Annotated in this window: 20 protein-coding genes; 15 read left to right on the top strand and 5 right to left on the bottom strand. The window is 50.0% G+C overall.

All coding sequences use genetic code 11. From position 1 onward, the window contains the following. Positions 1 to 47: 47 nt before the first annotated feature. Positions 48 to 671, bottom strand: a complete 624-nt coding sequence (locus Q0X35_RS00100; RefSeq protein WP_297564217.1) for a class I SAM-dependent methyltransferase — start codon at positions 669 to 671, stop codon at positions 48 to 50. A 117-nt stretch (positions 672 to 788) separates the two neighbouring features. On the opposite strand from Q0X35_RS00100, the gene hflX reads away from it, so the two are divergent. Continuing rightward, complete coding sequence (hflX, locus tag Q0X35_RS00095) at positions 789 to 2,237, top strand: GTPase HflX (RefSeq protein ID WP_297564215.1); 1,449 nt, start codon at positions 789 to 791, stop codon at positions 2,235 to 2,237. Then, on the top strand, positions 2,234 to 4,510 hold the full coding sequence (locus tag Q0X35_RS00090) for an ATP-dependent DNA helicase (protein WP_297564214.1): 2,277 nt from the start codon (positions 2,234 to 2,236) through the stop codon (positions 4,508 to 4,510). The genes hflX and Q0X35_RS00090 overlap by 4 nt, the downstream gene beginning before the upstream one ends. 17 nt (positions 4,511 to 4,527) lie before the next feature. On the opposite strand, the gene lexA is transcribed toward Q0X35_RS00090, so the two are convergent. After that, complete coding sequence (gene lexA / locus Q0X35_RS00085; RefSeq protein ID WP_297564212.1) at positions 4,528 to 5,232, bottom strand: transcriptional repressor LexA; 705 nt, start codon at positions 5,230 to 5,232, stop codon at positions 4,528 to 4,530. Positions 5,233 to 5,459: 227 nt separating this feature from the next. On the opposite strand from lexA, the gene Q0X35_RS00080 reads away from it, so the two are divergent. Both Q0X35_RS00080 and nrdR read left to right on the top strand, forming a co-directional pair. Beyond that, a complete protein-coding gene (locus tag Q0X35_RS00080) occupies positions 5,460 to 6,044 on the top strand; it encodes a hypothetical protein (protein WP_297564210.1) in 585 nt (194 codons plus the stop codon). 263 nt (positions 6,045 to 6,307) lie between these two features. Next, complete coding sequence (gene nrdR, locus Q0X35_RS00075) at positions 6,308 to 6,826, top strand: transcriptional regulator NrdR (protein WP_297564208.1); 519 nt, start codon at positions 6,308 to 6,310, stop codon at positions 6,824 to 6,826. 31 nt (positions 6,827 to 6,857) lie between these two features. On the opposite strand, the gene Q0X35_RS00070 is transcribed toward nrdR, so the two are convergent. From Q0X35_RS00070 to Q0X35_RS00060, 3 genes are all read right to left on the bottom strand, one after another. Further along, the gene (locus Q0X35_RS00070) at positions 6,858 to 8,696 is read right to left on the bottom strand and encodes an AMP-binding protein (protein ID WP_297564275.1); all 1,839 of its coding nucleotides are present in this window, start codon (positions 8,694 to 8,696) and stop codon (positions 6,858 to 6,860) included. Positions 8,697 to 8,942: 246 nt separating this feature from the next. Then, positions 8,943 to 10,160, bottom strand: a complete 1,218-nt coding sequence (gene serA / locus Q0X35_RS00065) for a phosphoglycerate dehydrogenase (RefSeq protein ID WP_297564207.1) — start codon at positions 10,158 to 10,160, stop codon at positions 8,943 to 8,945. Between the two features lie 130 nt (positions 10,161 to 10,290). After that, positions 10,291 to 12,543, bottom strand: coding sequence for a UvrD-helicase domain-containing protein (locus tag Q0X35_RS00060; RefSeq protein ID WP_297564205.1), 2,253 nt, complete (start codon positions 12,541 to 12,543; stop codon positions 10,291 to 10,293). A gap of 177 nt (positions 12,544 to 12,720) precedes the next feature. Here Q0X35_RS00060 and Q0X35_RS00055 point away from each other — a divergent pair, with 177 nt between their 5' ends. The 11 genes from Q0X35_RS00055 to Q0X35_RS00005 all read left to right on the top strand — a co-directional run bounded on the left by Q0X35_RS00055 (position 12,721) and on the right by Q0X35_RS00005 (position 25,083). After that, positions 12,721 to 13,737, top strand: a complete 1,017-nt coding sequence (locus Q0X35_RS00055) for a PAC2 family protein (RefSeq protein ID WP_297564201.1) — start codon at positions 12,721 to 12,723, stop codon at positions 13,735 to 13,737. 72 nt (positions 13,738 to 13,809) lie between these two features. Beyond that, positions 13,810 to 15,054 (top strand): DNA polymerase IV, encoded by a 1,245-nt coding sequence (dinB, locus tag Q0X35_RS00050; protein WP_297564200.1) that lies wholly within the window; start codon positions 13,810 to 13,812, stop codon positions 15,052 to 15,054. 95 nt (positions 15,055 to 15,149) lie between these two features. Then, a complete protein-coding gene (locus Q0X35_RS00045; protein ID WP_297564198.1) occupies positions 15,150 to 15,527 on the top strand; it encodes a DUF3040 domain-containing protein in 378 nt (125 codons plus the stop codon). A gap of 377 nt (positions 15,528 to 15,904) precedes the next feature. Next, a complete protein-coding gene (gene mraZ / locus Q0X35_RS00040) occupies positions 15,905 to 16,336 on the top strand; it encodes a division/cell wall cluster transcriptional repressor MraZ (protein WP_073996198.1) in 432 nt (143 codons plus the stop codon). Between the two features lie 97 nt (positions 16,337 to 16,433). Next, positions 16,434 to 17,456, top strand: coding sequence for a 16S rRNA (cytosine(1402)-N(4))-methyltransferase RsmH (rsmH, locus tag Q0X35_RS00035; RefSeq protein WP_297564194.1), 1,023 nt, complete (start codon positions 16,434 to 16,436; stop codon positions 17,454 to 17,456). Next, complete coding sequence (locus tag Q0X35_RS00030) at positions 17,453 to 17,851, top strand: hypothetical protein (RefSeq protein WP_297564193.1); 399 nt, start codon at positions 17,453 to 17,455, stop codon at positions 17,849 to 17,851. Before rsmH ends, Q0X35_RS00030 begins: the two co-directional genes overlap by 4 nt. Before the next feature lie 11 nt (positions 17,852 to 17,862). Beyond that, positions 17,863 to 19,743: a penicillin-binding protein 2 gene (locus tag Q0X35_RS00025; RefSeq protein WP_297564192.1), complete on the top strand. Its 1,881-nt coding sequence runs from the start codon at positions 17,863 to 17,865 to the stop codon at positions 19,741 to 19,743. 8 nt (positions 19,744 to 19,751) lie between these two features. Further along, positions 19,752 to 21,206: a UDP-N-acetylmuramoyl-tripeptide--D-alanyl-D-alanine ligase gene (gene murF / locus Q0X35_RS00020; protein ID WP_297564191.1), complete on the top strand. Its 1,455-nt coding sequence runs from the start codon at positions 19,752 to 19,754 to the stop codon at positions 21,204 to 21,206. Then, positions 21,207 to 22,292 (top strand): phospho-N-acetylmuramoyl-pentapeptide-transferase, encoded by a 1,086-nt coding sequence (gene mraY / locus Q0X35_RS00015; protein ID WP_297564189.1) that lies wholly within the window; start codon positions 21,207 to 21,209, stop codon positions 22,290 to 22,292. It abuts the gene before it with no gap. Further along, entirely contained in the window at positions 22,289 to 23,788 is a 1,500-nt protein-coding gene (gene murD / locus Q0X35_RS00010; RefSeq protein ID WP_297564187.1) for a UDP-N-acetylmuramoyl-L-alanine--D-glutamate ligase, read from the top strand. Before mraY ends, murD begins: the two co-directional genes overlap by 4 nt. Beyond that, the gene (locus Q0X35_RS00005) at positions 23,788 to 25,083 is read left to right on the top strand and encodes an FtsW/RodA/SpoVE family cell cycle protein (protein WP_297564186.1); all 1,296 of its coding nucleotides are present in this window, start codon (positions 23,788 to 23,790) and stop codon (positions 25,081 to 25,083) included. The genes murD and Q0X35_RS00005 overlap by 1 nt, the downstream gene beginning before the upstream one ends. The last annotated feature ends 83 nt before the right edge of the window (positions 25,084 to 25,166 follow it).

The raw sequence follows: 25,166 nt of genomic DNA, 5'->3' as shown, positions 1-25,166 counted from the left end.
AGCTCCTGCGTAATTCATCTCTTAAATTTCTATTGCCTGCCACCTATTTAGAAAGGGAGAGATTCTTTCCCGACTTGGAAAACGCGGTAGCCTTTTGCGGAACCGATTTTTTCTACCGTATATCCGCTACCCCGTAACCAAGCAGCTAAAGAATCTGCTCCGAGATTTTTCTGCACTACTAAAAAGGCTTGCCCCTGCGGGGAGAGTAGCGCTAACCAGTCACTTAGTAACTTATGTAAAGCAGTTTTTCCAATCCTGATAGGGGGATTAGAAAGCAGCAAATCGATGTTTGCTTCTTGCTCTTGAAAAAGTTGACGGGCGGATTCTTCTTCCTGCACTTCTAGTGAGAATCCGGCATTTTCTGCATTTATTTTCGTCAGTTCGCGTGCCACCGGATTTACATCTATGGCCGTTATTTTATTTTCTGGGTAGTGAGCAGCTAGAGCCAGACTTATCGGCCCCCATCCGCATCCTAAATCGACAATCCGAGCCGCCCCGGGGAGCAGGGGGAAAGGAAATTTTCGTAAAAGTACGGCGGTCCCCTTATCGAGCTGCGTCGGCGAAAATACGCCACCTTGGCTAAGGATCCGATAATTGCGCCCACAGATTTCTATATCGTGCCATGTACGCGGCAAATCGGGGGCGTCACTGGAAAAATAATGCTGTACCACAGTCAATAGCTTAGCCGTTCAGCGAAAATAAAGAGAAAGTGAGATAATTTTTCTATATCGAGGAGTGGAGTAATAGCTATTAACGAGAAGCAAATACCAGAAGAATATCGGGCCGAATTGACTTTGCCGGCGGCATCTTTACAGCAGAGTGCCACCGCAGCCGCCGAAGCGCGGGGAGATTATTTTGAAGTAGAGCGCCGGGCAGCTCTGCACCGGATAAGTGATATTTCGCGCGAGGAACAAGTAGATGTAGAGTATCGGCAGCTGCGTCTAGAAAGGGTAGTGCTGGCGGGTCTGTGGATAGCGGGCTCTTTTGCGCAGGCGGAAGAATCGTTACGGGAGTTGGCTGCTTTGGCGGAAACCGCAGGGGCACTCGTAGTGGAAGGAATTATCCAACGGCGGCAAATACCAGATAAATCCACTTTCTTCGGTTCGGGAAAAGCCCAAGAATTGGCCGAAATCGTGACGGAAAAATCGGCGGATACGGTAATCGTCGATTGTGAATTAGCTCCTTCGCAACGGCGGGCTCTAGAAGATGTAATAAAAGTAAAAGTAATTGACCGGACGGCTTTAATTCTCGATATTTTTGCCCAACACGCCAAATCTAAAGAAGGTAAAGCACAGGTAGAATTGGCGCAGTTAGAGTACCTATTGCCGCGTTTGCGAGGCTGGGGTGAATCGATGTCGCGGCAAGCTGGCGGGCGCGTCGCTGGGGGAGCCGGAATTGGCGGGCGTGGCCCGGGCGAAGCAAAGATTGAACTAGATCGGCGGAGAATTCGCAAACGCATGGCGAAGTTGCGCCGAGATATAAAAGCGATGCAGCCGGCGCGGATTACGCGGCGAGTTTCGCGCCGCCGGCGGGCGGTGCCGGCAGTCGTTTTAGTGGGTTATACCAATGCCGGAAAATCCTCGCTCCTAAATAGGCTCACGGCGGCAAAAGTTTTAGTAGATAATGCTCTTTTCGCTACTCTCGATCCTACGGTGCGGCGCGGTGAAACTTCCGCGGGGCAAGTTTATACCCTCACTGATACGGTGGGATTTGTGCGTTCTCTCCCTACCCAATTGGTAGAAGCATTCCGTTCTACTCTTGAGGAAGTGGCAGAAAGCGATTTGCTCCTCCACGTCGTAGATGCAGCGCATCGCGATCCGGGTGGGCAAATAGCAGCGGTAAAAGAAGTACTCGCAGAAGTGCCGGGAGTTTCTGAAATACCGCAACTAATCGTATTTTCGAAGATAGATTTAGCTGATAAGCTCACTCTCACCACTTTGCGCAGTGCTTATCCAGAAGCTGTTTTTGTGAGTGCGGTGAGCGGGGCAGGTATTGCGGAGTTGGAGAGCGCTATCGAAAAGATGCTTCCTCGCCCGGAGCTGCATATAGAGGTCGTAATACCTTATGAGCGGGGGGATATCCTCGCGCGTATTCATCGGGAAGGGGAAGTTATAGCGGAGGAATTTTCTGCGGCAGGCACCCGTATCTCGGCTTATATTCATGCAGATATGGTGGGAGTTTTAGAACAAGCAGAGATTTCTTTTTCGCGGACTTCTGCTCTTGAGGATGTGCGATGAATAAATCTGCGCCGAAAAAGAAAACTGCGCCGAAAAGTAAAGCCGTGGTGAAAAGTAAAGCCGCGCCGAAAAGTATGCCTGCGCCGGAAAAGAAACCTGCGCCGGAAAAGAAACCTGCGCCGGAAAAGAAACCTGCGCCGGATGTAAATTCCAGTGTAGAAGTATCTGCCGAGCTAAATGCAGATATTACTGCTTCGCCAGATGGGAATTCACTAGATTCGGATGTGGTAGATGCGGCTGCGGAGAGCGGCGTAGAAGATATTAAGAGCTCCGAGAGTTCTGAGGAGAGTGCGAGTTCCGCGAGTTGTGCGAATGCGCCAGATACCGAGAGTGCACAGATCCTAGAACTACTAAAAGCTGCGGTGGCAGAACTAGGCGGTGAAGAGCGCAGCGGGCAATCGCAGATGGTAGAAGAAGTTTATAGTGCTTTAACTCGCAGCGGGCATCTGCTGGTGCAGGCGGGCACCGGTACCGGCAAATCGCTTGGATATCTGATACCAGCTGCCTATTGGAGTTTAGAAACTGGGCAAAAAGTAATTATCTCTACGGCAACTCTCGCTTTGCAGCGGCAAATTATTCGGCAAGACGCCCCCTTAGTAGCCCAGATAATAAAGGAAAAACTCGGGAAAAATCTCCAAGTGGCCGTATTAAAAGGGTGGAATAACTATGTCTGCCTGCGCAAATCAGCAGGAGGTTATCCAGAAGAAGGTACTTTACTTTCTCGAGCTGAGGGAGAATTCGGAGCTACTGCGCGGGGAGCGGAAGTAGTGCGCGCGCGCAATTGGGCGGCGGAAAGCAGTAGCGGTGATCGCGATGACTTAGTGCCGGGAGTAGAGGAGCGAGTTTGGGAGCAAGTTTCTCTACCTAAACAGGAGTGTTTAGGTGAAAAATGCCCAGTGCGTATATCTTGTTTTCCTTATTTGGCGCGAGAAGCCGCTTTAGCAGCCGATATAGTGGTGACTAATCACGCTATGTTGGGAGTAGAAGCGGCGGGTACCCCCATATTGCCGCCGGCAGCCGCATTTATTGTAGACGAAGCTCATGAGCTAGTAGATAGAGTGACGGCGCAGCTTTCTTGGGCACTCAGTAAATATGAAATTATTTCTCTCGCGCGCTCGCTGCGGCAAAACGGTTTAGGCGATAGTAATTTAGATGATTCAGCGGAAGATTTTAGTGAAACTTTAGCGGAAATTTCAGAGGGGCGTATCCGCGAAATTCCGCAAGCCTTGCAAGATGTTTTGCTGCGTCTTCAAGGCAGAGTCGGGGAGGCGGCAGCTGATATTGCGGGTATGTCGGGGCGAAACGAAGAAGAGGCTGCGAAAAAGATAGTACTACGGGCGCGCGCCGGGGATTTATTGAAAACGACGGAAAAGATATTAGGCAATGATATAAACTCCGGCCGCTTAGTGGCGTGGAAGTCGATCTCGCCTACGGGCAGTGAATCTCTGCAATTAGCTCCGTTACAAGTGGCAAGTGCAATTGCTGATTCTTTATTTACCGACCGGGCGGCAGTACTCACCTCCGCCACTTTGAAACTAAATAATTCTTTTCACCAGCTCGCCGGGCAGGCAGGCTTTACTCTGCCAGCGCAGGGAGAATGGGAGGGCATAGATGTGGGCTCTCCTTTTCAACCAGAGAAACAGGCCATTCTCTATATAGCTAAAGATTTGCCGCGCCCTGGGAGAGATGGCTACGGGAGTGAGCACTTAGCAGAAATATTGGATTTAATCACCGCAGCGGGCGGAGGAGCACTTTGTCTTTTTACTTCTCGAGCCGGTGCAGAAAAAGCTGCAGCCTATGTGCGTGATAGATGTGATTTGCCGATTTTTTGCCAAGGAGACGATCAACTACCTACTTTGCTAGAGCTATTCGCCGCCGATGAGAGCGCCTCACTTTTTGGCACGATTTCTCTTTGGCAAGGCGTAGACGTGCCCGGGCATACTTGCCGCTTGGTGATAATTGATCGGATTCCTTTTCCTTGCCCCGATGATCCACTAGTGCAGGCGCGCAGTGAGGCCGCACAAAAACAAGGTAAATCGGGGTTTATGGAAGTTTCTGCTACCCAGGCTGCCTTGCTTCTTGCACAAGGAGCAGGGCGGTTATTGCGCTCGCGGAGCGATAAAGGAATGGTGGCGATTTTAGATAGTAGATTGGCCACGGCGCGCTACCGGCATTACTTACTCTCTGCGCTGCCGACTATGTGGAGCACTGAAGATGGAAAAATAGCGCGAGAAGCTCTACAAAGACTACGAGATTCGCGGAAAAGTATCTAAATCTGTGCTTTTGTGCGCTAGAGAGCGCGCAGTACGCTTACCACTTTCCCCATAATTTTTGCATCGTCACCTGGTATCGGTGCATATTCAGGATTGCGGGGGAGTAACCAAGTGTGGCCATCCTGCCGTTTTAATACTTTTACAGTTGCTTCCTCTTCTAGTAGCGCTGCCACAATTTCGCCATTTTCGGCTACTTCTTGCTTACGTACTACTACCCAATCTCCGTCACAAATAGCTGCATCTACCATAGATTCACCATGTACTTTTAGCATAAAGAGTTCTCCTTTACCGGTGAGCTGCCGCGGGAGAGAGAAAAATTCTTCTACGCGCTGCTCAGCTAGGATAGGAGATCCGGCGGCTATATCGCCTACTAAAGGTACCTGTACTGCTTCTGAGTATTCATCTGCCAGCGAAGTGGAATTTATAGCAGGAGCGGGCCTCGGAGTCGGCGTGGAATCTACGGGAGGAATCTGGTGCTGCAAGTATTCTTGCCCAAGCGTTGTAATTTCAATAGTGCGGGGGCGGCGCCGATCTCGAGCAATGAAACCTATTTCTTCTAGGGAATCTAGTTGATATTTTACGGAAGAAGGGGAGTTTAGCCCTACTATTTCTCCTAATTCGCGCACTGTGGGAGGAAAGCCATTTTCTGCTATCGCGTTGTAGATAGCGAGAAAAATTTCCCGTTGCCGTCCGCTGAGATTTTGGGAAATATTTTCTGCCATAGTTTTGCCTTAGTTTGGTGATCTTGACGCACGAAAAACTGCGGGAGCGAGACCTGCAAAAATTTTTTCGGAGGCGCCTGTTTAACTTTAAATGTAAGTCTAATTGTTCTTTACACATATTTCAAACATTTGTTCGGAATTTTCGAACGAGTGTTCTGGACTTTTTGAAAATCAAAGAGTATCGTATAGAACAGATGTTCGATGAACAAGTGTTCGAGGAGGCTAATATGGTTAAGAAAGCAGTGGTAGACGGCAGTTCTGCACTAAAAGTTGCGGCGCTTTCCCAGCCGGCACGGCTGCGGGTAGTTTCGGCTCCGAAATCACAGCAGTTAAAAGAACTGGAAAATTTACATCCTGCTCGTGGCGGGCAAATAGTGGTGCGCCCGGATGCTCCGCGCACTTATCGGGGCGGAGGTTTAAGAGCGGTGCCGAGTGCTCCCTCTGCTCATTCCGGTATTGCAGTGCATATTACTCACTCGGCTGAGCATGATAGGCGAGGTGCGCGAAAATCCGCTATGTCGTCTTATCGTCTCGGGAGTGCGCGCCAAATTAATTCGCGTAATTGGCAAAAATCTTCGCAAGTCAGTAGCGAAAAAGCTCGGAGCTTATCTCCTTTTTCCTATCTTTTAGTTACCTTGGGAATGTTGATTAGCTTTGGAATCTGTTTCTTATTAGGCCTCAGTTTAGTAGGCGTAGTAGATGGCTCTCTATATGGGCTCGGAGCAGAAAGTGCACCGGCAGGAATTAGTGTTGCGGCGCAAGCAGAAAATCCAGTGCACTTAGATATTGATGCAGGGGTAGCGCAGCTGTAAATTACTGGGAAATTAGTTAAAGTGGCGTGAATTCATGCACTGCTGGGTGGATCTGCGTGAATTAAATTCGTAGTGCCTTCTATTTTCTGCGCCAAGCAAAAGCGGATAAAGAAATCAAAGCGAAGAAAGCAGCAAGAATAGAGAAGTCAGCAAGAATAGCGAAAGCAGAGAAATCGTCAAAACCGATTCGTAAAATTGTTGTTTAGGATAATCGGAATAGAGAAAACTTGCATAAAGTGGTGAATTATAGATATTTTAGCGGTATGCGTTGTCCTTTTTGCCACAGTGCTGAATCGAAAGTAATCGATACCCGCAGCAGCGAAGATGGTCTGTCTATTCGCCGCCGCCGGGAGTGTTTGGCATGCCAACGCCGTTTTACCACCACGGAATCGGCTTCTTTAACAGTCATAAAGCGCTCTGGTATTCAGGAACCTTTTAGCAGAGAAAAGATTATCTCCGGAGTGGGGAAAGCCTGCCAAGGTCGGTCAGTGACCGCTGATCAACTGGCCTTATTGGCGCAAGAAGTCGAAGATACAATTCGCGCGGAGGGGTTTTCTCAAGTAGAAGCGCAAAATATTGGCTATGCCGTATTGCCGCCTTTACGCAAGCTCGATCAGATTGCTTATCTGCGCTTCGCGTCGGTGTACTTAAATTTTGAAAATCTCGAAGATTTTACTCAAGCAATTGAAAGCCTGCGTGAAGAGCAGGCGCACTCTGCAGATACGCCTACGCCGCCAGCTTCCCCATCCCCGCAGTCGGCCGATACTCCTCCCCAAGAGTAGGCGATTCCGCAAGAGTAGGCAATCGGGCTAATTATTCTTTTGGCGCGGAATCTGGCGCAGTTTCTGAGGCAGAATCTGCAGCTTTATTTTCTTCCGAATTATTTGGCGTTGCATCTGCCACCGGCGCATCTAAAATTTCGCTATCGTTATCTGGCTTCGGCTCTTTAGTTAATTTTCTGCGCCACTCTCCAGATACCATTTCAAAATTTTCTAATTGTTCGCGCACGCTTCGCCGCAGTACTTTTCCTAGTTGGGAGCGCGGCAGAGAATCCATAATTGCAATCGACTTCGGCATGGCGTAGTGGGAAAGTTTCTTTTCCGTCCACTGGCGTACCGTTTCGAGATCTATCTTAGCTCCTGGTTCGAGCACAATAGCTGCCACGATATTTTCTCGCAGCCCTTCTTCTGGCATTCCCACTACTGCTACATCTGCTACGCCAGCAATATCCCGTACTGCCGATTCGACCTCGGAGGGATATACATTGAACCCGCCGTTAATAATCATCTCTTTGCGCCGATCCGCCATTACTAGGAATCCATCATCCCAGCGAGCTAAATCACCCGTCCGTAACCAGCCATTATGGAAAACGATTTCCGTTTCAGCAGCATTCTGGAAATATCCGCAAAATACTTGCGGGCCTTTCACTAGTATTTCTCCGACTTCTCCGAGCGGCATTTCTACATCCGGATTATCGGGGTCTACCACTTTTATCTCGGTAGAAGGGAAAGGTAAGCCGAGGGTAGAAGGGCGGCGAGCAGCAGAAACTGGAGATCCGGCTACTACGGGGCTAGCTTCCGAAAGTCCGTAGCCTTCAATAATGAAACCGCCGGTAGCTTCTTCCCATTTCGCTGCGAGCTGCGGATCGAGGGGCATAGCACCCGAAAAAGAGAAACGAATTGTGGAAAGATCGGCATCTGTGCCAGCGGCGGAGCGCAAAATTCTATCGAACATAGGTGGTACGCCCGCAAAAAAAGTGATGGGATGGCGTTTATTTCCAGCGAGCACGATATCTGCATCAAATTTTGGTGCCATTACCTGCGTTGCCGCTAGAGATACGCACAGTGCTAAAGAGAGCTGTAGCCCGAAAGCATGAAAAAATGGAAGTACGGAAAGTCCCGTTTCATTTCCGCGTTGAAAATTATTCATCCAGCAGCGAATCTGGGTGGTATTAGAAACTATATTGCGATGGCTCAACTGTACTGCTTTAGGCGTGCCGGTAGTGCCGCCAGTTTGAATTAAGACGGCGATAGTATCTAAATCCGGCGCACGCAATAGATCCAAATTGAGCGGTTCGGCATGGCGCACCATATTATCCCAAGAATGCACGCTGTTCGGTACGGGAGCAGTGAGTTTTTCCTTTTGTTGCTGCGCGGCTTTGATGGGCAACTTTAACAAAAGTTGTGACTTGCGAGGGAGAGCCTTTATGAGATTCACGGCTAAGAACGTGTAGCTCAAATGATCGCTATCTTGCAGCAACCGGTTAATAGTGGAGTCCCAGGCAATAACTACGCGCGGCTTCACTACTTCTAGTTGTTGGGTAATTTCTTCTACCGCTGCTATGGGATTGTGCTCCGATACGGTAGCTCCCAGATAGTTAACGGCGAAAAAAGCTACAAAATGTTGCGGGCAGTTGGGAAGCAGAGTGGCGACTACATCGCCTTCGCGCACTCCACACATCCGCAATACGCTCGCGGCACGCTGTATTTCTTTATATAACCTCCGGTAGCTGTATTCGTTTCCTAAGAAATCAATCGCTACTCGTTCGGGATAATCTTTTACGGCTTTATCTAGCAGATTCGTAAGAGTATCGGAAACTTCCGGTATTTCGGGATTTACTCCTTCTGCGTACAGGCTGTGCGCGTAGGCCATTACATCCAAGACTTTTCTCCTCTTATAGTTGTGATTGCTTCGGAGGCGGGCAAATCTTAAACCGAAATGACGGCTCATCCGCGCTTGCCGTAACGCTACTCAATATACTAGGCAGCGGTAATTTCCAAAAATTGACACTCGCAGCGGAGAGTTTTCTGAAGGAAAATTTCGGCTCTGCTCTTTGCTATTTCTAAATTCAGTTTTCCCAGCGTAGCCACTATTTTCTTAACGTAGCCACTACTAATTTTAATTTTCGTTGTGCTGTTTAAGGATTCGCAAGCGGATATGTGCGGGGGAACTTTGCAGTTCGTCAATAACGGTTGGGCTTATCTCCGCCGTCGTATCCATGACGATATAGCCGTATGGGCCCCGAGTAGCTAATGACTGGTAGGTGATATTAATACCTTCATTAGCGAAAAGCTGATTTACTCGCGCCAGAGCTCCGGGCGTATTTCGATGTACCCAGCCAATTCGATAGAGAGAATCTACTCCGGGAGACGGAGCCAGGTTGGGGAGATTCACCGACATATGTGTTTCTCCGCGCTGCCAATATTGCATCAATTTTTCGGAGACGAAACCACCGATAGATTTCTGCGCTTCCATCGTGGATCCACCGATATGCGGAGTGAGAATTATATTGTCGAATTCTTGCAGTTTAGTATGGAATTCTTCGCCATTGGCTGCCGGTTCGCTTGGATATACATCAATTCCCGCTCCAGAAATAGCTCCTGATTCCAAACCCTCTTGCAGCGCCTCTAAATCCACCACATGCCCGCGCGCCAAATTTATGAAAACTGCACCGGGCTTCATTTTGGCAAATAGCTCGCGGGAAAAGAATCCGGCATTGCTTTCCCGCCCGTCAATATGGAGCGAAATCGCATCGGAATTAGCTAAAAGCTCATCCAAACTATCTACGCGGCGCGCATTTCCAATCGCGAGTTTCTCGACGATGTCGTAAAAGAGCACTCGCATCCCTACTGCTTCTGCCAATACGGAAAGTTGGGAACCGATGGAGCCATAGCCGATGATTCCTAAAGTCTTCCCGCGCACTTCGTGGGCGCCAGCGGCAGATTTTTCCCAAGTTCCCCGCTGCAATACTTTATTGCGGGCCGGCAAATGGCGAATTAGCGCAATAATCTCGGAAATAGCCATCTCCACTACGGAACGCGTATTGGAATAAGGAGCATTAAATACGGCAATTCCCGCTTCGGAGGCCGCCGAAAGATCGATTTGATTGGTGCCGATACAAAAAGCGCCAATAGCTGCCAAACGGGGAGCGGATTCGATTACTTTGCGCGTGATATGAGTCTTAGAACGCAAACCTAAAATATCTACGTCTGCTAGTTCCGTAAGTAACTCCGCTTCGCTGAGCGAACTAGGGATGCGCCGTACTTGGCAACCATATTTTTCAAAAGTGGTATCAGCGATAGTATGTGGATCTTCCAGAAGTAGTATATTAGCCACTATTTTACTTTCCTTTAGCCAGTGTATAGGCCCGTATTTGATTATTTAAAAGCTCTGCTCTTTCGGTGAGCATCCGGATTCATTCTATATCTCTGGTATTGAGTTGCCGCCAATCAGAGCCGGAAAGTGGTCATACTAACCCTGGCGGGAGTGGTTCGGTGCTGAGAGTACACATTCGGTGGGTAGCTCTGGTAAGGGCTACATAAAAATCGCCTAGTCCCTCTTTCCCTATTTGAATAGGTTCCAGCAGTATTACGGTGTCAAATTCTAGGCCTTTTACTCCGTGTGCACTGCTCACTTTGATGCGCTGTTCAATTTCTGGCGTATTTGCTGCGTACCACTCAGCTAGCTCCGGCGCAGAGGTGAATAGTTTATGCCATTTTTCTACTTGCGCTGCGGGCACTAATACTGCGATAGTGCCGATATTCTTTCCGTATTCGCTATCCAGGGCGCGCAGTTCCGCTTCTAGAATCTGCACTGCGGTTTTTTCTAATTCAGCTGAAGAAATTTCCTGGCTATAGTAGCAGTTCTCGCTATCGCGCACCGCCTGCATCGGCTGCACCGGCTTCCCCAGGGCTGCCATAGTGCGCGCGGCTCGCTCCAGAAGAGAGCGGGGAGTGCGGTAACTAATCGTGAGCGGTTTTACTTGATACTTGGCCCCTAATTCTTCTAATACGTTTTCCCAAGTGTGCAGCGAACCGGCTGTGCGTTGATCTAAATCTCCGACAATCGTCATGGAACGGCGCGGGTTACGCCGTGCCAGCATCCGCCACTGCATAGGGGAAAGCTCTTGGGCTTCGTCGACCACTATATGCCCGTAGGTCCAGGTGCGGTCGCTAGCTGCGCGTTCGGCCATGGAGGTGCGCCCACCTACTTGCTCGATTCGTTCTTGGAGCATATCGCTGCTCACTATGCCTCCTCCGAGTTGCAGCGAATCCATAGTTTCTTGCACATAGGCGGAAAAATCAGCGGCTTTCTGGGTCTCCAGCGCCTGCTGGTAGCGCTCTTCGGGAGTGTAGAAAGGTCCTAGATGCTCTGCTAGTTCATCCAGAATAGGGATATCGGCACTGGTGAAGCCATTTCCTGGTTGCCGGCGCAGCAACTGGCGCTCGCGGGCAGAAAGCTGGGGAGCAACTAAAGAGAGCACATCCGGCCATTTATACATATGCTCCAATAGCCATTGCGGAGAAGCAGGTAGCCAATGTCGATTAATGAGGCGGCGAATTTCTGGGCTGCTGGCGATATCGTTAATTATCCATTCATCAGCAGCTACGTTAGTTTTTAACTCGGCGGCGAGCCGCTCGGAGAGTACCGATACTAAAAAACGCGCATAGGTATCGCGTGCTTGGTTATGCGTTTTGCCGCTGCGCCGCGCCCGTAGTTGCGCTTCCTGTACATCGCTTGGCAAGAGTGCGATATTCTTGCCTGCTATGCGCAGCGGAGCGGGATCTTTTAGAGGTTTCTGCAAAATGAGTCGCACTGCTTGCCGAGCAATATGAGCCCAGATGGTTTTTTCTTTTATGGCTGCTACAGCGGCAGGCTCAGTGGCGCTTACTTGCACAAATGGCAATAGGTTGTCGATGGTGGTGGATACGACATTTGATTCACCTAAAGAGGGAATCACCTGATTTATGTAGCGCAGAAAATCGGAAGAAGGCCCTATTACTAAGACGCCGGAGCTGGCCAGTTCTTTTCGATAGGTATAGAGCAGGTAAGCAGCTCGGTGCAGGGCCACGGCAGTTTTTCCCGTCCCGGGGCCACCCTGTACCACCAGTATTCCGGCGGCGTCGGCGCGGATGATCTGGTCTTGTTCTTTTTGGATAGTGGCCACAATATCGCCCATTTTGCCGCTCCGAGCGCGGCGCATAGCAGCGAAAAGTGCTCCTTCGCCCGTAAGATTCATGCCGGCGGAATCGGCAAAGTCGCTATCTAGTAGTTCATCTTCTACACCAATCACCTTCCGGAACCGGCTTTGAATATGCCGCCGCCTCCGTACTCCCTGTGGGTGCGTGGCAGTGGCTTGATAGAAAGCTTCGGACTGCGGAGCCCGCCAGTCGGTAAGAATAATGTTTTGTTCAGAGTCACGAAGAGTAGTGCGCCCTATGTGGAGTACTTTATCGGCAAAATCTAATCTGCCTAAGACGAGGTTATTCTCCACATTGCGCAGCATCTGCAGGTTGTCTTCATAGTGAGTGGCAAAGGAATCTCTTTCCCGCCGCCCCGCGGGGGTGCCTTGCCCGCCCGCTTCGCGCACCTGACCGAGCCGGTTTTTATAATAGGATTCATCGCGGTCTAAAGCTGTGTAGGCTTCGTCGATAAAATCCTGCTCTTCGGCAATAGCTTGTTGTAAAAAAGCTTTTTCCGAAAGATTGTTTTCTTGCAAAAAATCTCCTCGTCTGAAAACTGTGCCTAATAATTATGGCTGATTTTCTCCTATCTGTCACTAATTGCTGCGGAGCAGTGAAATAGCTGTCCCTATGTGATTTCGAGGGGTGCTTTTCCGTAAGCGTTATATACTTGGTAGATAGAGAATGATTTTTCGGAAATACGAGGAGGCGGAATGCAGGATTTAATTTCTTTTGCGCAGACGCGCGCTGATTTAACTGTGCCACATCTCGTACTCAACCCGATAGATCCTTTAATCGATGCCGGGCATGTGGCGCAGGCAGTAGATGCGGCAATAGCAGATTTAGATGCGGTGAATATTGCCCTTTTTTCTGCCGATCAACTCTATGATTACCGTGCGCAGCGCCCCATAGTCACCTATAGTGACGGGAAAATAGCCGATTTCGTAGCTCCGGAGCTCTATCTAAATTTAGTGACGGATATGAGCGGGCAGAGTTTTCTCTATCTAGGTGGGCAAGAACCAGATTTCAATTGGGAGAAAGTAGCGAAAAGCATTATTTCCATAGTGGAGCGTTTCCAAGTGCGCCAAGTTTATTCGCTGGCGGCGATGCCCGGTACAGCTCCGCATACGCGCCCAGCGGATATGCTTTTGCGCTCTACGTCGCCTGATAGCAGCACTAAGTTTATTAAAGGGCAGGTGCAGCACTATGGGGCACTTCCGGATCTTTTTGAATTCTATGCGGGGAAAAACGATATTCCGGTAATGAATATCCGGGTGCGGGTGCCTTTTTATATCGCAAAAGGGGCGCAGCCCTTTATTTCCGGAGCTCTGGCTGCCATTAAAATGATTGCAAATTTGGGAGGCCCGCGGCTGCCGCTAGGAGATTTGGAGCAATTAGAGGATCAGCAGGTAGAGGGGTTAAATCAGATACTTACGGAGAATCCGGAGCTGCAGACTCTCTTAGAGCATTTAGAAGAAGATTATGATTCAGCTGCGGGAGAGGAAAGCTTCGTAAAGACGGAGGAAGAAAGCCCAGCTATTCCAAGTGCGGAAGAAATAGGGCAGGCTGCCGAACGTTTTTTGGCTACGCAGACGGATAATCCTTTGCAAGAAATTTTTTCGGTGGGGGATAAAGACGGCAAAAAGCAGGATAATCTTCCGAGTGCTGTGGAGAATTCAGAACGGGGAGACACTTCGGCTCCGCGCCGGCGCGGGCGGCACCACTACTGAAGAGGCTGGCCGTATTATGCGGCGGCGGTGTTACTAGGAATGGCCGGAGTTTAGTCCAAGGAGGCGGTGTCTATGTCGCGCGGGCCGCGGCCGGTAGATTTACGGCGAGATTGGGGTAAAGACGATTCCCAGACTCCGATATTGCACGTGGATATGGATGCTTTCTTTGTGGCAGTGGAATTGCTCGATAAACCGCATCTGCGGGGGAAACCGCTGGCGGTGGGAGGAATAGATCGAGGAGTAATCTCCACTGCTTCCTACGAGGCGCGCCGCTACGGAGTAAATTCGGCTATGCCGGTCGGAAAGGCGCGCCGGCTCTGCCCACAGTTAATTATTCTGCCGGTGGAGGCAGAGAAATATAGAAGTGTATCTGCGCAGATAATGGAGATATTACAAAATATCAGCCCGGTATTCGAGCAAGTATCTATCGACGAGGCTTTTTTAGATGTGCGCGGAGTGCGCCGATTATTTGGTTCACCGCTAGAAATTGGGGTAAAAATACGTACCGCGATTCATACTCAAGTGGGGGTGGCGGCGTCAGTGGGAATCGCCTCCACTAAACATTTAGCTAAAATAGCTTCTGCGCAGGCTAAACCAGATGGTTTGCTCTTGGTGCCGGAAGCAGAATCTCTAAATTTTTTGCATCAACTTCCCGTAGGAGTGCTGAATGGAGTGGGAGGAAAGACGCAACAAAAATTAGCTTCCCACGGGGTGGAGCGAGTTGGAGATCTAGCTATGCTCGGGGAGAAAAATTTAGTCTCTTTGCTGGGTGAGGCAGCGGGAAAACACCTCTACGCCTTGGCGATGAACGAAGATAGCCGCCCAGTAGAGCCGGAGACTCGGGAAAAATCTATTAGCAAAGAGGCGACTTTCTTCGAAGTTCTTGCTACGCCAACTGCAGTGCAGCCAGTATTATTGGAGCAATCCCACGCAGTGGCGCGGAGGTTGCGCTCCGGTGGTTACTTAGCCTGGACAATAAGTATAAAAGTGCGTTTTGGTAATTTTCAGACTTACTCCCGCTCGCTTACGCTCGGAGCTCCTACTGATTTAGGTGCAGATATTTACACCGCGGCGCAGCGACTTTTTTCCACTCTTCCTTTTCCTGATTCTGGTATTCGTCTGCTGGGAGTGCGCGCACAGCAGCTCACGTCGGGGCAGTCCGGAGTGCAGCTCGCTTTCGGAGCTGACGAACGGCAGAGTAAAGCGGAGACGGCTGTCGATGCGATTCGCCGTCGTTTTGGTTCGCAAAGTGTGCGTCCCGGTTCTCTGGTGAAAGAGCGGGAATCTGAAAATAAGCGGGAATCTGAAAATAAATAGGTTTCGGCTATCCTTATCGCAAGGCTTTCGCTATTCTTTGTCTTAGTAGAGATATAATTTACCGAGATATGCCGGGTGGTAGCGAGGAGAAACTAATGGCACTTTCTGATTACGAGCGGAAGATGCTGGAGGAGCTGGAGTCGCAGTTACACAGTGACGATCCGAAGCTTTCGGAGACTTTGAAGAGTGAAAAAACTACCGCTACACAGTTGAGTATTGCTCCGAAAAATTTAGTGGGCGGAATTGTGATTATAATTCTCGGTTTAGCGGTGGTTATAGCTGGCGTAGCAGCGGAGATAGTGCCAATCGGCGTAGGCGGAGTGGCAGTGGTATTTGCTGGATTCTGGTATTTGAGCTCTGGATTTGTGCGAAAAGAGAAGAAAGTTACTTCTCCAAAACGGCCGAAAGGCGCCTCTCTGAGCTTTTTTGAAAAGCAGGCAGAAGAGTGGTTGCGCCGGCAAAAAGGCCAGTGATTATTATTTTATAGCGCGTGCCGCGGGAATTTTCCTAACGGATCCCGGCGGCTCTAGCTAGTTAGCTTTATTTAATTCCCGTTCCGGATTTCCGGCAGCGGGAATTTTATTTTTCGTGAAGTGGATTTATTCAGGGGCGTCTTTATTTAGGTGCGGCTCTGTTTAGGAGTGTCTCTATTTAGGTGCGGCTCTGTTTAAGTGCGGAGCGGGATATTCTAAATATTCCCCAAATTTGCCCTAAATCTCAAAAATTCCCTCCACCGTATTTTCCCTTGAGATATAGCCATAATCTTTTGAAGTAAAAGGCATTTTTGACTTGCATGTGGCGCAAAGTGGGGTAAAATGGAGTTATCTGTAAAAGGAATGGGAGGTGGATAGTGTTTCTAGGCACGTACGAGCCGCGTTTAGACGATAAAGGGCGCTTAATCCTCCCTGCCAAATTCCGTTCGCAACTCGCTTCTGGTTTAGTGGTGACGCGCGGGCAGGAGCATTGCTTATACGTATTTCCACTCAATACTTTTACCGAGATTCTGGCTAAGCTCCAGCAGGCTCCTTTCACTTCTAAGGAAGTACGGGCCTACGGGCGGGTATTTCTATCTGGAGCTAGTGATCAAATTCCGGATAAACAAGGGCGTATAAATTTACCGGTGAATCTGCGTGAATATGCGGGCTTAGAAAAAGATTTAGCCGTAATCGGTTCCGGAGAACGAGTAGAAATTTGGGATCAGCAGGCTTGGGAAGCCTACCTAGAGGGGAATGAGGCCGAATTTGCAGATAGGGAAGAAGAGCTAATACCAGGAGTTTTCTAGGAGCATTAGATTCCTCACTACTTTGGGAGATTATTCCCCGATTTCCGAAAGTGGTGGGAAATCTAGTGTTCCTAGTGGTAAAAAGAGAGGAAAAGCCGTGAGGGAAGCATTACTTTCTGCGTCTCCAGCAGATTTGCACACTCCGGTACTCTCCGCCACCTGCGTAGAACTATTAGCTCCTGCTTTACAGGCAGAGAATTCAGTTTTGATCGATGCCACACTCGGTTTAGGTGGTCATACCGAAGCAATTTTGCGTGCTTGCCCGCAGGTAAAAGTAATCGGCATAGATCGCGATACGCAGGCCATAGAGTTGGCTACGCAGCGGCTGCAGCCTTTTGAAGAGCGTTTTCAAGCCGTGCATGCCACGTATGACGAAATCGGAGAAGTAGCTAGCACCTACGGCACAGCTGGGAAGGTGCAAGGAATTCTATTCGATTTGGGAGTTTCCTCCTTGCAAATAGATGCCGCGGAGCGGGGATTTTCTTATGCACAAGATGCCCCCTTGGATATGCGCATGAATCCGGAGCAGGAGATGACGGCGGCGTCTTTATTGGCAGAGGTAGAGGAAGCGGAATTGAGTCGAATTCTCCGTGAGTACGGAGAAGAAAAGTATGCTGGGCGGATTGCGCGGGCAATTATCCGTGCGCGTACTTCCGTCCCTTTACAGAGCACTGCGCAGCTAGTGGAGATAATTCGCGCTGCCATACCAGCCCCCGCCCGCCGGCGCGGCGGCAATCCGGCAAAAAGATCTTTCCAAGCTATTCGTATCGCCGTCAACAATGAATTGCAGATACTTTCCCAGGCAATTCCGGCAGCTCTTCGGTCTTTAGCTCTGGAGGGGCGGCTGGTAGTGGAGTCTTATCAGTCTCTAGAAGATCGAATCGTGAAGCAAATTTTTGCTCAGGGTTTGCGCTCGCGCACTCCGACTGGTTTACCGGTAGAGCTCGCTGAGGATCAACCCTATTTACAGGCTTTAGTGCGGGGAGCGCAAAAGGCTTCCTCCGCCGAAATCGCTGCTAATCCGCGGGCTGCATCGGTGCGTCTGCGGGCAGTGCAGCTAATCAGAGAAATACCAGATTGCGCTTCTTTAGGGGCGTCTAATAAGGGAGAAAATAAATGAACGCCGCAAACTCTACTGCCCAGCAGCTGCGCGCCCCTCAATCTCGGCCCATTATTTCTGCTCCCGGATTGCAGGTGGTAGCTAGCCCTGCTCCGTCGCGCACATTCTTCGGTACGCTAATTATTTGCGGTGCCATACTCTTAACCTCAATTATTCTGGCTTTTTCTCTGAATACTTTGCTAGTGCAGGGCGCCTATGAATTAAAGAGCTTAAAAGTGGAGCTAGACGAAGCTGATACTCATATTAATACTCTAGAAGGAGAACTAATCGGGCTATCTAGCCCCGATAAGCTGAGCGAAAATGCCACTAAACTCGGCATGAAACCAGCTACGGAAATGCGCTATCTTAATCTTGAGACGGGCACTATCGCCGATAGTACAACTAAATCTGACTGATAGAGGCGCATATGGAGGTATTTAATAGCTCGCACCCAGATGCTACGTCGAAAAAGCGCGCTGCGGTGTCTAGCGAATATGCGGAGCGGCAAGTGCACGATGTGCGTTTGGCGCGCGCTTTCACTAATCATCGCATGCGCCTCATAATCGTCGTTGTTTTGATTACAGTGGCTTTGCTGGTGTTGCGGCTATTTTTTCTCCAGGTGGTAAAAGCCGATACTTTGCAGGGGGTAGCCAGTACTTTTCGCACGCGTTCCTACGAGCAAGAAGCAAAACGTGGAGATATTTTAGATGCGAACGGGGCAGTGCTCGCCACTTCGGAGCCGCGCTACAATGTGCGGGTAGATCAGCAAGCCATTGCCGATTATGTGGAATACGATGACGAGGGAAAAGCAATAAATGGTGGAGCCGCGGCGGCTGCAGCAAAATTAGCTCCGCTACTGAAACGCGACCAAGCTGAATTGGGTGGCATTTTGCTGGGGGGAGAAAAGAAAGACCAGTGGCGTCTATTAGCCAAAGGGCTCACTCCCGAAGAATGGAAAACCGTAAGCGATCTGAATATCCACGGAATATTCCCCGAGCGCTATATGGAGCGCATCTACCCGAGCGGCAGTGTGGCGAGTTCAATTCTCGGATTTCTGGGGCAGACTACTGAGAATCCACTTCCGCAAGGACAGGCGGGAATTGAACAGAAGTATAACGATATTCTCGCTGGTACAGATGGAAAACTTACGGTAGAAGTGGGGCCAGATGGCACTATTTTCCCGCAGGCAGAGAAGAAAGAAACTCCGGCAGTAAATGGCGGTAAAGTGCAGCTCACTATCGACCGTGATTTACAGTATGCAGCTGAACAAGCGGTAAATGATTCTGTACGTAAGTTTGGTGCGGTGTGGGGAAGTGCGGTAGTGCTAGAAATAGGCACGGGCCGTATTCTCGCCATGGCGGATAGTGGAAACCAAGATCCAGGCAATAGTGAAAATAAAAGTCCAGATAAATGGGGCTCTCGGGCAGTTAGCTCGGTGGTGGAGCCGGGCTCTACCGGAAAAATAATTACCTATGCCACGGCCTTAAATGAGCAAAAAATTACGCCGCTTTCCGTATTTAACGCTCCTTATGCCTATACCACTCCGGATGGAGAAACTATTACCGATGATTCGGGGCATCCTACGGAGCGAATGACGGCAGCGGGTTTGATGGCGAAATCCTACAATACGGGATTAGTGCAGGTGGGTTCGCTTGTACCTACCGAAACTCGTTATAAATATCTTTCGGCTTTTGGGCTGGGGCAAAAGACCGGTGTGGAGTTACCCGCAGAAGAACCGGGTTTACTCAATCCATATACGCAGTGGGATCGCCGCACTAATTACACCACTATGTTTGGTCAGGCCTATGCGGTGACGCCGCTGCAATTAGCGCAGGTAGCTTCGATAGCGGGGAGTAAAGGAGTAAAGAATCCAGTTCATATTGTAGACGGAGTCTACGATAAAGATGGGCAGCTTATTCCGCAGAAATTGGCGGAAAAGAAACAGGTAATTACGCCCGAAGCAGCTGATCAGTTAATAAAAATGATGCAAGGGGTGACGCAGAAAGGCTCTACCGGCCCCTTGGCAAAAGTGCCTGGCTATAACGTAGCAGGAAAGACGGGAACAGCGCAGGTGCTTAATTCGGCCGGAAAGACTGCTGCTCTTGTCGGCACTTTCGCGGGGGTAGTGCCGGCCGAAAATCCGCGCATTGCGGTGGCAGTAGTCGTCTATACCCACAATTTGCCTGCTTATGGTGGTGTAATCGCGGCTCCGGTATTCGCTGAAGTCTCCAAATTTGCAATGCGGCAGCTGAAAGTGCCGCCTTCGGCAGTTCCGCTCTATAAGTATCCCTGGTTAGAGGGAGAATAGGGGGAAAATTGCTGCCAATCAGTATTGCTCAGGTAGCTGCTATTTGCGATGGAAAGCTGGGAAGTAGCGAAAATTCCTGCTTGGAAGTCTGCGGAGTAGCTAGTGATAACCGCCTTGTAAAAAAAGGCGATCTATTTATTGCTTTGCCCGGAGCGCGCGTAGACGGTAACCAGTTTGCGGGTGATGCGCTGGCGCGGGGAGCGGTGGCAGTACTTAGCGCTAATAAAGAAGCTGCTTGCGCCGGAGGAGCCAGTGCTGCGCACATTATTGAAGTGGCAGATCCGCTACTCGCCATTGGAAAAATAGCGCAATACTCTTTGGTGCAGCTCCGGAAAAAGAATCCAAATTTGCAGGTGGTGGCGGTTACTGGTTCAGTCGGCAAGACTACTACAAAAGATTTATTGGCGAATTTGCTGCAAGAGCGGGGCCCAGTGGTGGCTCCGCCCGGATCTTTTAATAATGAGCTCGGCTTGCCGCTTACCGTACTGAGTGCCGATGCCACTACTGCTACGTTAGTTTTAGAAATGGGTGCAGATAGAGCTGGAAATATTGCCTACCTGACGCATATTGCACCTCCTGATATTGGCATGGTGTTGGCGGTGGCGCGCGCACATTTAGGAGAGTTTGGGGGAATCGAAAAAGTAGCTGCGGCCAAAGCGGAGATGCTTTCAGGCATTCGCCCCGGCGGAATCGCCATCTTAAATGCCGACGATAAACGAGTAGCAGCTATGGCGCAGAATTCCCCCGTGCCGGTATGTTTCTTCTCTGCGCAAGGCGGAGGAAAGAATGCCGGGCAAGTCCCATACGGGGTAAAAGATGGGTCGGCGCTGATATATGCGAGTGATATTAAAAATAACGGTGGGCGAGCTGCATTTTTGCTCCATACTCCCAGTGGAAATGCGCCAGTAAATCTACAGCTCATCGGAATTCATCATATAAATAATGCGCTGGCGGCCGCTAGCGCTGCCTATCAACTGGGAATTTCTCCGGAAAAAATTGCGGAGCGGCTTTCTACTGCTTTTCCAGCGAGCCGGCACCGGATGGATGTGCAGGAAATTGGGGATATTACTATTATTGATGATTCCTATAACGCCAACCCCGATTCGCTCACTGCGGCAATACTTGCTCTAAGTGATATAGCAGGCGCGCGGCGCAAAATAGCAGTGCTCGGAGCTATGTTGGAGCTGGGTGAAGAGAGCGGCGTAGAGCATAAAAAAATTGGTTCCTTACTCGGCGCGGAGAAAGTAGCTGTGCTCTACGCGGTGGGGGAAAATACAGATATGCGATTACTGGCTGAAAGTGCTGCTCAAGCCGGAGTAGAAGTAAAATTATGTGCAGATGGCACGGAGGCGCGAGCCTTGCTTAGCGCCGAAAGCTGCAGTGGTGACGTAATCTTATTGAAGGGTTCTAATGGATCAGGCATCTGGAAAATAGCCGATGCGCTTAGCGAAGAGGGTGTGTAAATGCTTTCCGTACTAGTGGCAGCAGCAATAGCGTTACTGATTACGCTTTTTGGCACGCCGCTTTTCGTCCGCTATCTGCGGCGGCGTTCCTATGGGCAGTTTATTCGAGAAGACGGCCCCACTAGTCATTTCACTAAACGCGGCACTCCCACGATGGGAGGAGTAATAATTATTTTTGCGGCTATTACGGGTTACCTCACGGGTAATCTCGTGGTAGGAAGAGCGCCGCACGTCACCGGGTGGCTTCTGATTTACTTGCTCGCCGGCATGGGACTAATCGGCTTTTTAGACGATTTCACGAAAGTGCGCAAAGAGCGCTCCTTGGGTTTGACGCCGATGGCGAAAATAATCGGGCAAGGAATAGTTGGTGTCTCTTTTGCAATTGCCGCTCTGCAATTTCCCAATAATTTTCATCGCACCCCCGCTACCACCAGTATCTCGATTGTGCGCGACACAAGGCTAGATTTAGCTTTTTTGGGAATCGTAATCGGGATTGTCCTCTTCGTACTTTGGTCAAATTTTCTCATTACCGCTTGGTCTAACGCCGTAAATCTCACCGACGGTCTCGACGGTTTAGCAGCGGGAGCTTCAGCTATCGCTTTTGGCTCCTATGCCATAATCACTATCTGGCAGTCGTATCAATCTTGCCAATCGGTCGTCAATCCCGATCCGGGTTGCTACGATGTGCGCGATCCGCGCGATTTAGCCATTATCTGTGCGGCCCTAGTGGGAGCCTGCCTCGGCTTTCTCTGGCACAATACTTCTCCGGCGCAAATTTTTATGGGTGATACTGGCTCCCTAGCTTTAGGCGGTGCTTTTGCCGGGCTCTCTATTCTTACCCAGACGGAAGTATTGGCAATTTTCTTAGGTGGCCTATTTGTAATAATCGTATTTTCTGACGTCATTCAAATAAGTTATTTCAAATCCACCGGAAAAAGAGTTTTCAAAATGGCGCCTCTGCACCATCATTTTGAATTAAAAGGTTGGAAAGAAGTCACAATCGTAGTGCGTTTTTGGCTAATTGAAATGTTGCTAGCCGCGGCGGGTCTGGGGCTCTTCTACGGTGAATGGTTGGCGCAACAGTGAACAGTGTAATTCCGGGGGCGGCCGCTTTCGCAAATAAAAAAATAGCCATTCTCGGTATGGGAGTATCGGGAGCGGCTTGCCTAGAAGTGCTGCAGCGAGAAACTAGCGCAGTGGTGAGTATCTGGGATCAGAAAGCTGCGGCAGTACAGAAGTATCAAGAAAATAATCCAGATATCACGGCTGGCGCTAATGATGATCCAGCTGCTCTAGCTGCCGCTATTATTAAATGGCAGCCAGATCTAGTGGTAATTGCGCCTGCATTTGCGCAGACGGGTCTGATGTGGGAGAAACTGGCCGCTGCCCATATTCCGCTTTGTTCGGAAATTGAATTAGCTTGGCAGCTGCGTGCCCAAAATGCCGACGGCAGTTATCCGCAGTGGCTCTGTGTCACCGGCACAAATGGGAAAACTACTACCGTCACCATGTTGGCGGCCATGCTGGAGGAAGCGGGCTTCGGGGGAGCAGCAATAGGTAATATTGGACTACCAGCTATCGGAGCAGTTTCTCAGTTGCCGGCCACGCCGGTACGCGCTTTCGCTTTAGAGCTGTCGTCTTTTCAACTCGCTGCCACCTATACAATGGCGCCAGCTGGAGCGGTATGTCTAAATCTTGCCGCTGATCATTTGAGCTGGCATGGAGATTTGGCTGCCTATGCGCAAGCTAAATCGCGTATCTACGAGCGGGTAGAAAAATTCCGGATCTATCCGAAAGAAGATAGCGACGTGCAGCAAATGCTCCGCGAGACGGCCGATACTGCTGCCGCACCGAGCATTGCCTATACTCTGCAGGCTCCAGCAGTTGGAGAGATTGGCCTCGTGCGTGATCCCGCCTCGGGAGAAATTTTAGCGGTAGATAGAGCCTACGTGAAAGACCCCTACCAAGGAGCAGCGGAACTTTTTTCGCTAGCCGATCTAGCTCATTTGACTCCTGGGCGCCCGTGCCCGCCCCATCTTCTAAAAGATGCACTGGCGGCAGCAGCTTTGGCACGCGCCGGCGGAGTTCCAGTGGAGTGTATTCGCGCCGCTTTGCAGAAATATCAGGTAGAACCTCATCGCCTGCAGATTGTGGGTGAATGGGAAGGAATCTGCTGGGTAGATGATTCGAAAGCCACGAATGGGCATGCGGCACGCGCGGCTTTGGCCGCCCAAGCTGGCAGACCCATAGTGTGGATCGTAGGTGGAGATGCTAAAGGAGCCGATTTTACGGAATTAGTACAAGCCGAAAAATCTCGATTAGCTGGAGTGGTGGTAATTGGAAAAGACCAAGAGCCATGGAAAAAAGCTCTCGCTGATCTAGAAATTCCTATCACCTATATTGCAGCGCCAGAAAATCCGATGCGCCCTGCTGTAGCTGCTGCACGCAATTTGGCAAAGAATGGCGCTACGGTGCTCTTAGCTCCTGCCTGTGCCTCTTTAGATCAATTCTCTTCCTATACGGAGCGGGGGAGGCAATTTCAAGCAGAAGTGCGCCAACTAGTTGGGAAAGAGCAGGCATAATGGCTAAATTTTGGAAAAAGTTCCGCCCGCGTTCTCCGCTTGCTCTTTCGGTAGATAATTCTGCTTCTGCCTTTTCTCCGGAATTGACCGATGTGCAGCGCCGGCGGCGCGATGCTATTCAACAGTCTTTACTTATGATGGGAATCATCGTCAGCATATTGCTGGTAATGGGAGTGCTGATGGTATTTTCCGCCACTTCCGCTAGATCAATTCGCTTAGTGGATTTAACGGGCGGGGAAGTAGCGCTTTTTTCCGTAGCTATTAAGCACACTGCTTGGGCGGTTATGGGCATCGTCGGAGCTCTAGCCGTGGAGCACTTTGGGAGCGCTGCGCTAATACAAAAATTATCCAATGTTATTTTCGGAGCTGCCCTATTATTACAGTTAGCAGTGATTCTAGTAGGCGTAGAAGTTGCCGGAAATAAAAATTGGTTAGCCTTTGGGCCTATTCAAATTCAGCCCTCGGAATTCCTTAAATTCGCCACTATTATTTGGCTAGCGCGGGTATTGGGAGAAATGAAACGCAGTGCCATCAGCGGCGATTATCATAATCTTATTTCTCCTGTTGCCGGGATGATTGCAGCGATAGTGCTAGTGGTATTACCAGGGGATATGGGTACCGGAATTATTTTCGTAGTCATCGGGGTGGGAATGTTTTGGCTAGCGGGAATGCAGAGCCGCTATTTAGCATTTGCCATGCTGCCCGTTTTTGGTTTGGCAGGCGTACTGGTGGCATTAAAGGCCTCCCGGTTGCGCCGAGTCTTTGAATACTTTTCTAATCTCTTTACCACTCCCGATATTCATGAACCTACCCAGTCCGATTTTGCCCAATTTGCCTTTGGAAGCGGCGGCTGGACGGGCGTAGGCCTCGGAGCCGGAAAAGAAAAATGGCGTGATCTCAGCGAAGCGCATACGGATTTTATTTTCGCCGTCATCGGAGAAGAACTGGGGCTTTTCGGCACTCTTACCATCGTTCTACTTTTCTTAATGCTCGGTTGGTGCTTCTTGCGGCTAATAGTTAATCAACCCAGCCGTTTTGGTCAACTTCTCACTGTCGGGGCTGCTATCTGGATTTGCGGGCAGGCTTTTCTGAATATGTGTGTAGTGACGGGATTACTTCCCGTATTCGGTATTCCTCTCCCATTTATATCGCAAGGTGGCTCTTCGCTATTGGCCACTCTGCTAATGGTAGGAGCAGTATTTGCGTGTGGATTCGACGTCCCGGGAGTGCGCCCCCAGTTGAAAATTCGCGCCAAATTGGCACTGCGAGAAAGATCAGTGGTGAAAAGAGGATAACTATGGGGGAAAAATTGTCGGTACTTCTCGCCGGTGGCGGTACAGCTGGGCACGTGAATCCGCTTTTAGCCACGGCGCATGCC

It is taken from the genome of uncultured Arcanobacterium sp., from assembly GCF_947253055.1.
Lineage (GTDB): Bacteria > Actinomycetota > Actinomycetes > Actinomycetales > Actinomycetaceae > Arcanobacterium_A.
Note: the sequence above shows the minus strand (reverse complement) of the source record. Positions and strands in the feature narration are given on the sequence as shown.

What these genes read in the sequence shown, in the direction of transcription:
- Q0X35_RS00090 (WP_297564214.1), top strand. Translation starts at nt 2,234, where the DNA reads ATGAATAAATCTGCGCCGAAAAAGAAAACTGCGCCGAAAAGTAAAGCC.
- lexA (WP_297564212.1), bottom strand. Translation starts at nt 5,232, where the DNA reads ATGGCAGAAAATATTTCCCAAAATCTCAGCGGACGGCAACGGGAAATT.
- Q0X35_RS00080 (WP_297564210.1), top strand. Translation starts at nt 5,460, where the DNA reads ATGGTTAAGAAAGCAGTGGTAGACGGCAGTTCTGCACTAAAAGTTGCG.
- nrdR (WP_297564208.1), top strand. Translation starts at nt 6,308, where the DNA reads ATGCGTTGTCCTTTTTGCCACAGTGCTGAATCGAAAGTAATCGATACC.
- Q0X35_RS00070 (WP_297564275.1), bottom strand. Translation starts at nt 8,696, where the DNA reads ATGGCCTACGCGCACAGCCTGTACGCAGAAGGAGTAAATCCCGAAATA.
- Q0X35_RS00055 (WP_297564201.1), top strand. Translation starts at nt 12,721, where the DNA reads ATGCAGGATTTAATTTCTTTTGCGCAGACGCGCGCTGATTTAACTGTG.
- dinB (WP_297564200.1), top strand. Translation starts at nt 13,810, where the DNA reads ATGTCGCGCGGGCCGCGGCCGGTAGATTTACGGCGAGATTGGGGTAAA.
- Q0X35_RS00045 (WP_297564198.1), top strand. Translation starts at nt 15,150, where the DNA reads ATGGCACTTTCTGATTACGAGCGGAAGATGCTGGAGGAGCTGGAGTCG.
- Q0X35_RS00030 (WP_297564193.1), top strand. Translation starts at nt 17,453, where the DNA reads ATGAACGCCGCAAACTCTACTGCCCAGCAGCTGCGCGCCCCTCAATCT.
- Q0X35_RS00025 (WP_297564192.1), top strand. Translation starts at nt 17,863, where the DNA reads ATGGAGGTATTTAATAGCTCGCACCCAGATGCTACGTCGAAAAAGCGC.
- mraY (WP_297564189.1), top strand. Translation starts at nt 21,207, where the DNA reads ATGCTTTCCGTACTAGTGGCAGCAGCAATAGCGTTACTGATTACGCTT.
- Q0X35_RS00005 (WP_297564186.1), top strand. Translation starts at nt 23,788, where the DNA reads ATGGCTAAATTTTGGAAAAAGTTCCGCCCGCGTTCTCCGCTTGCTCTT.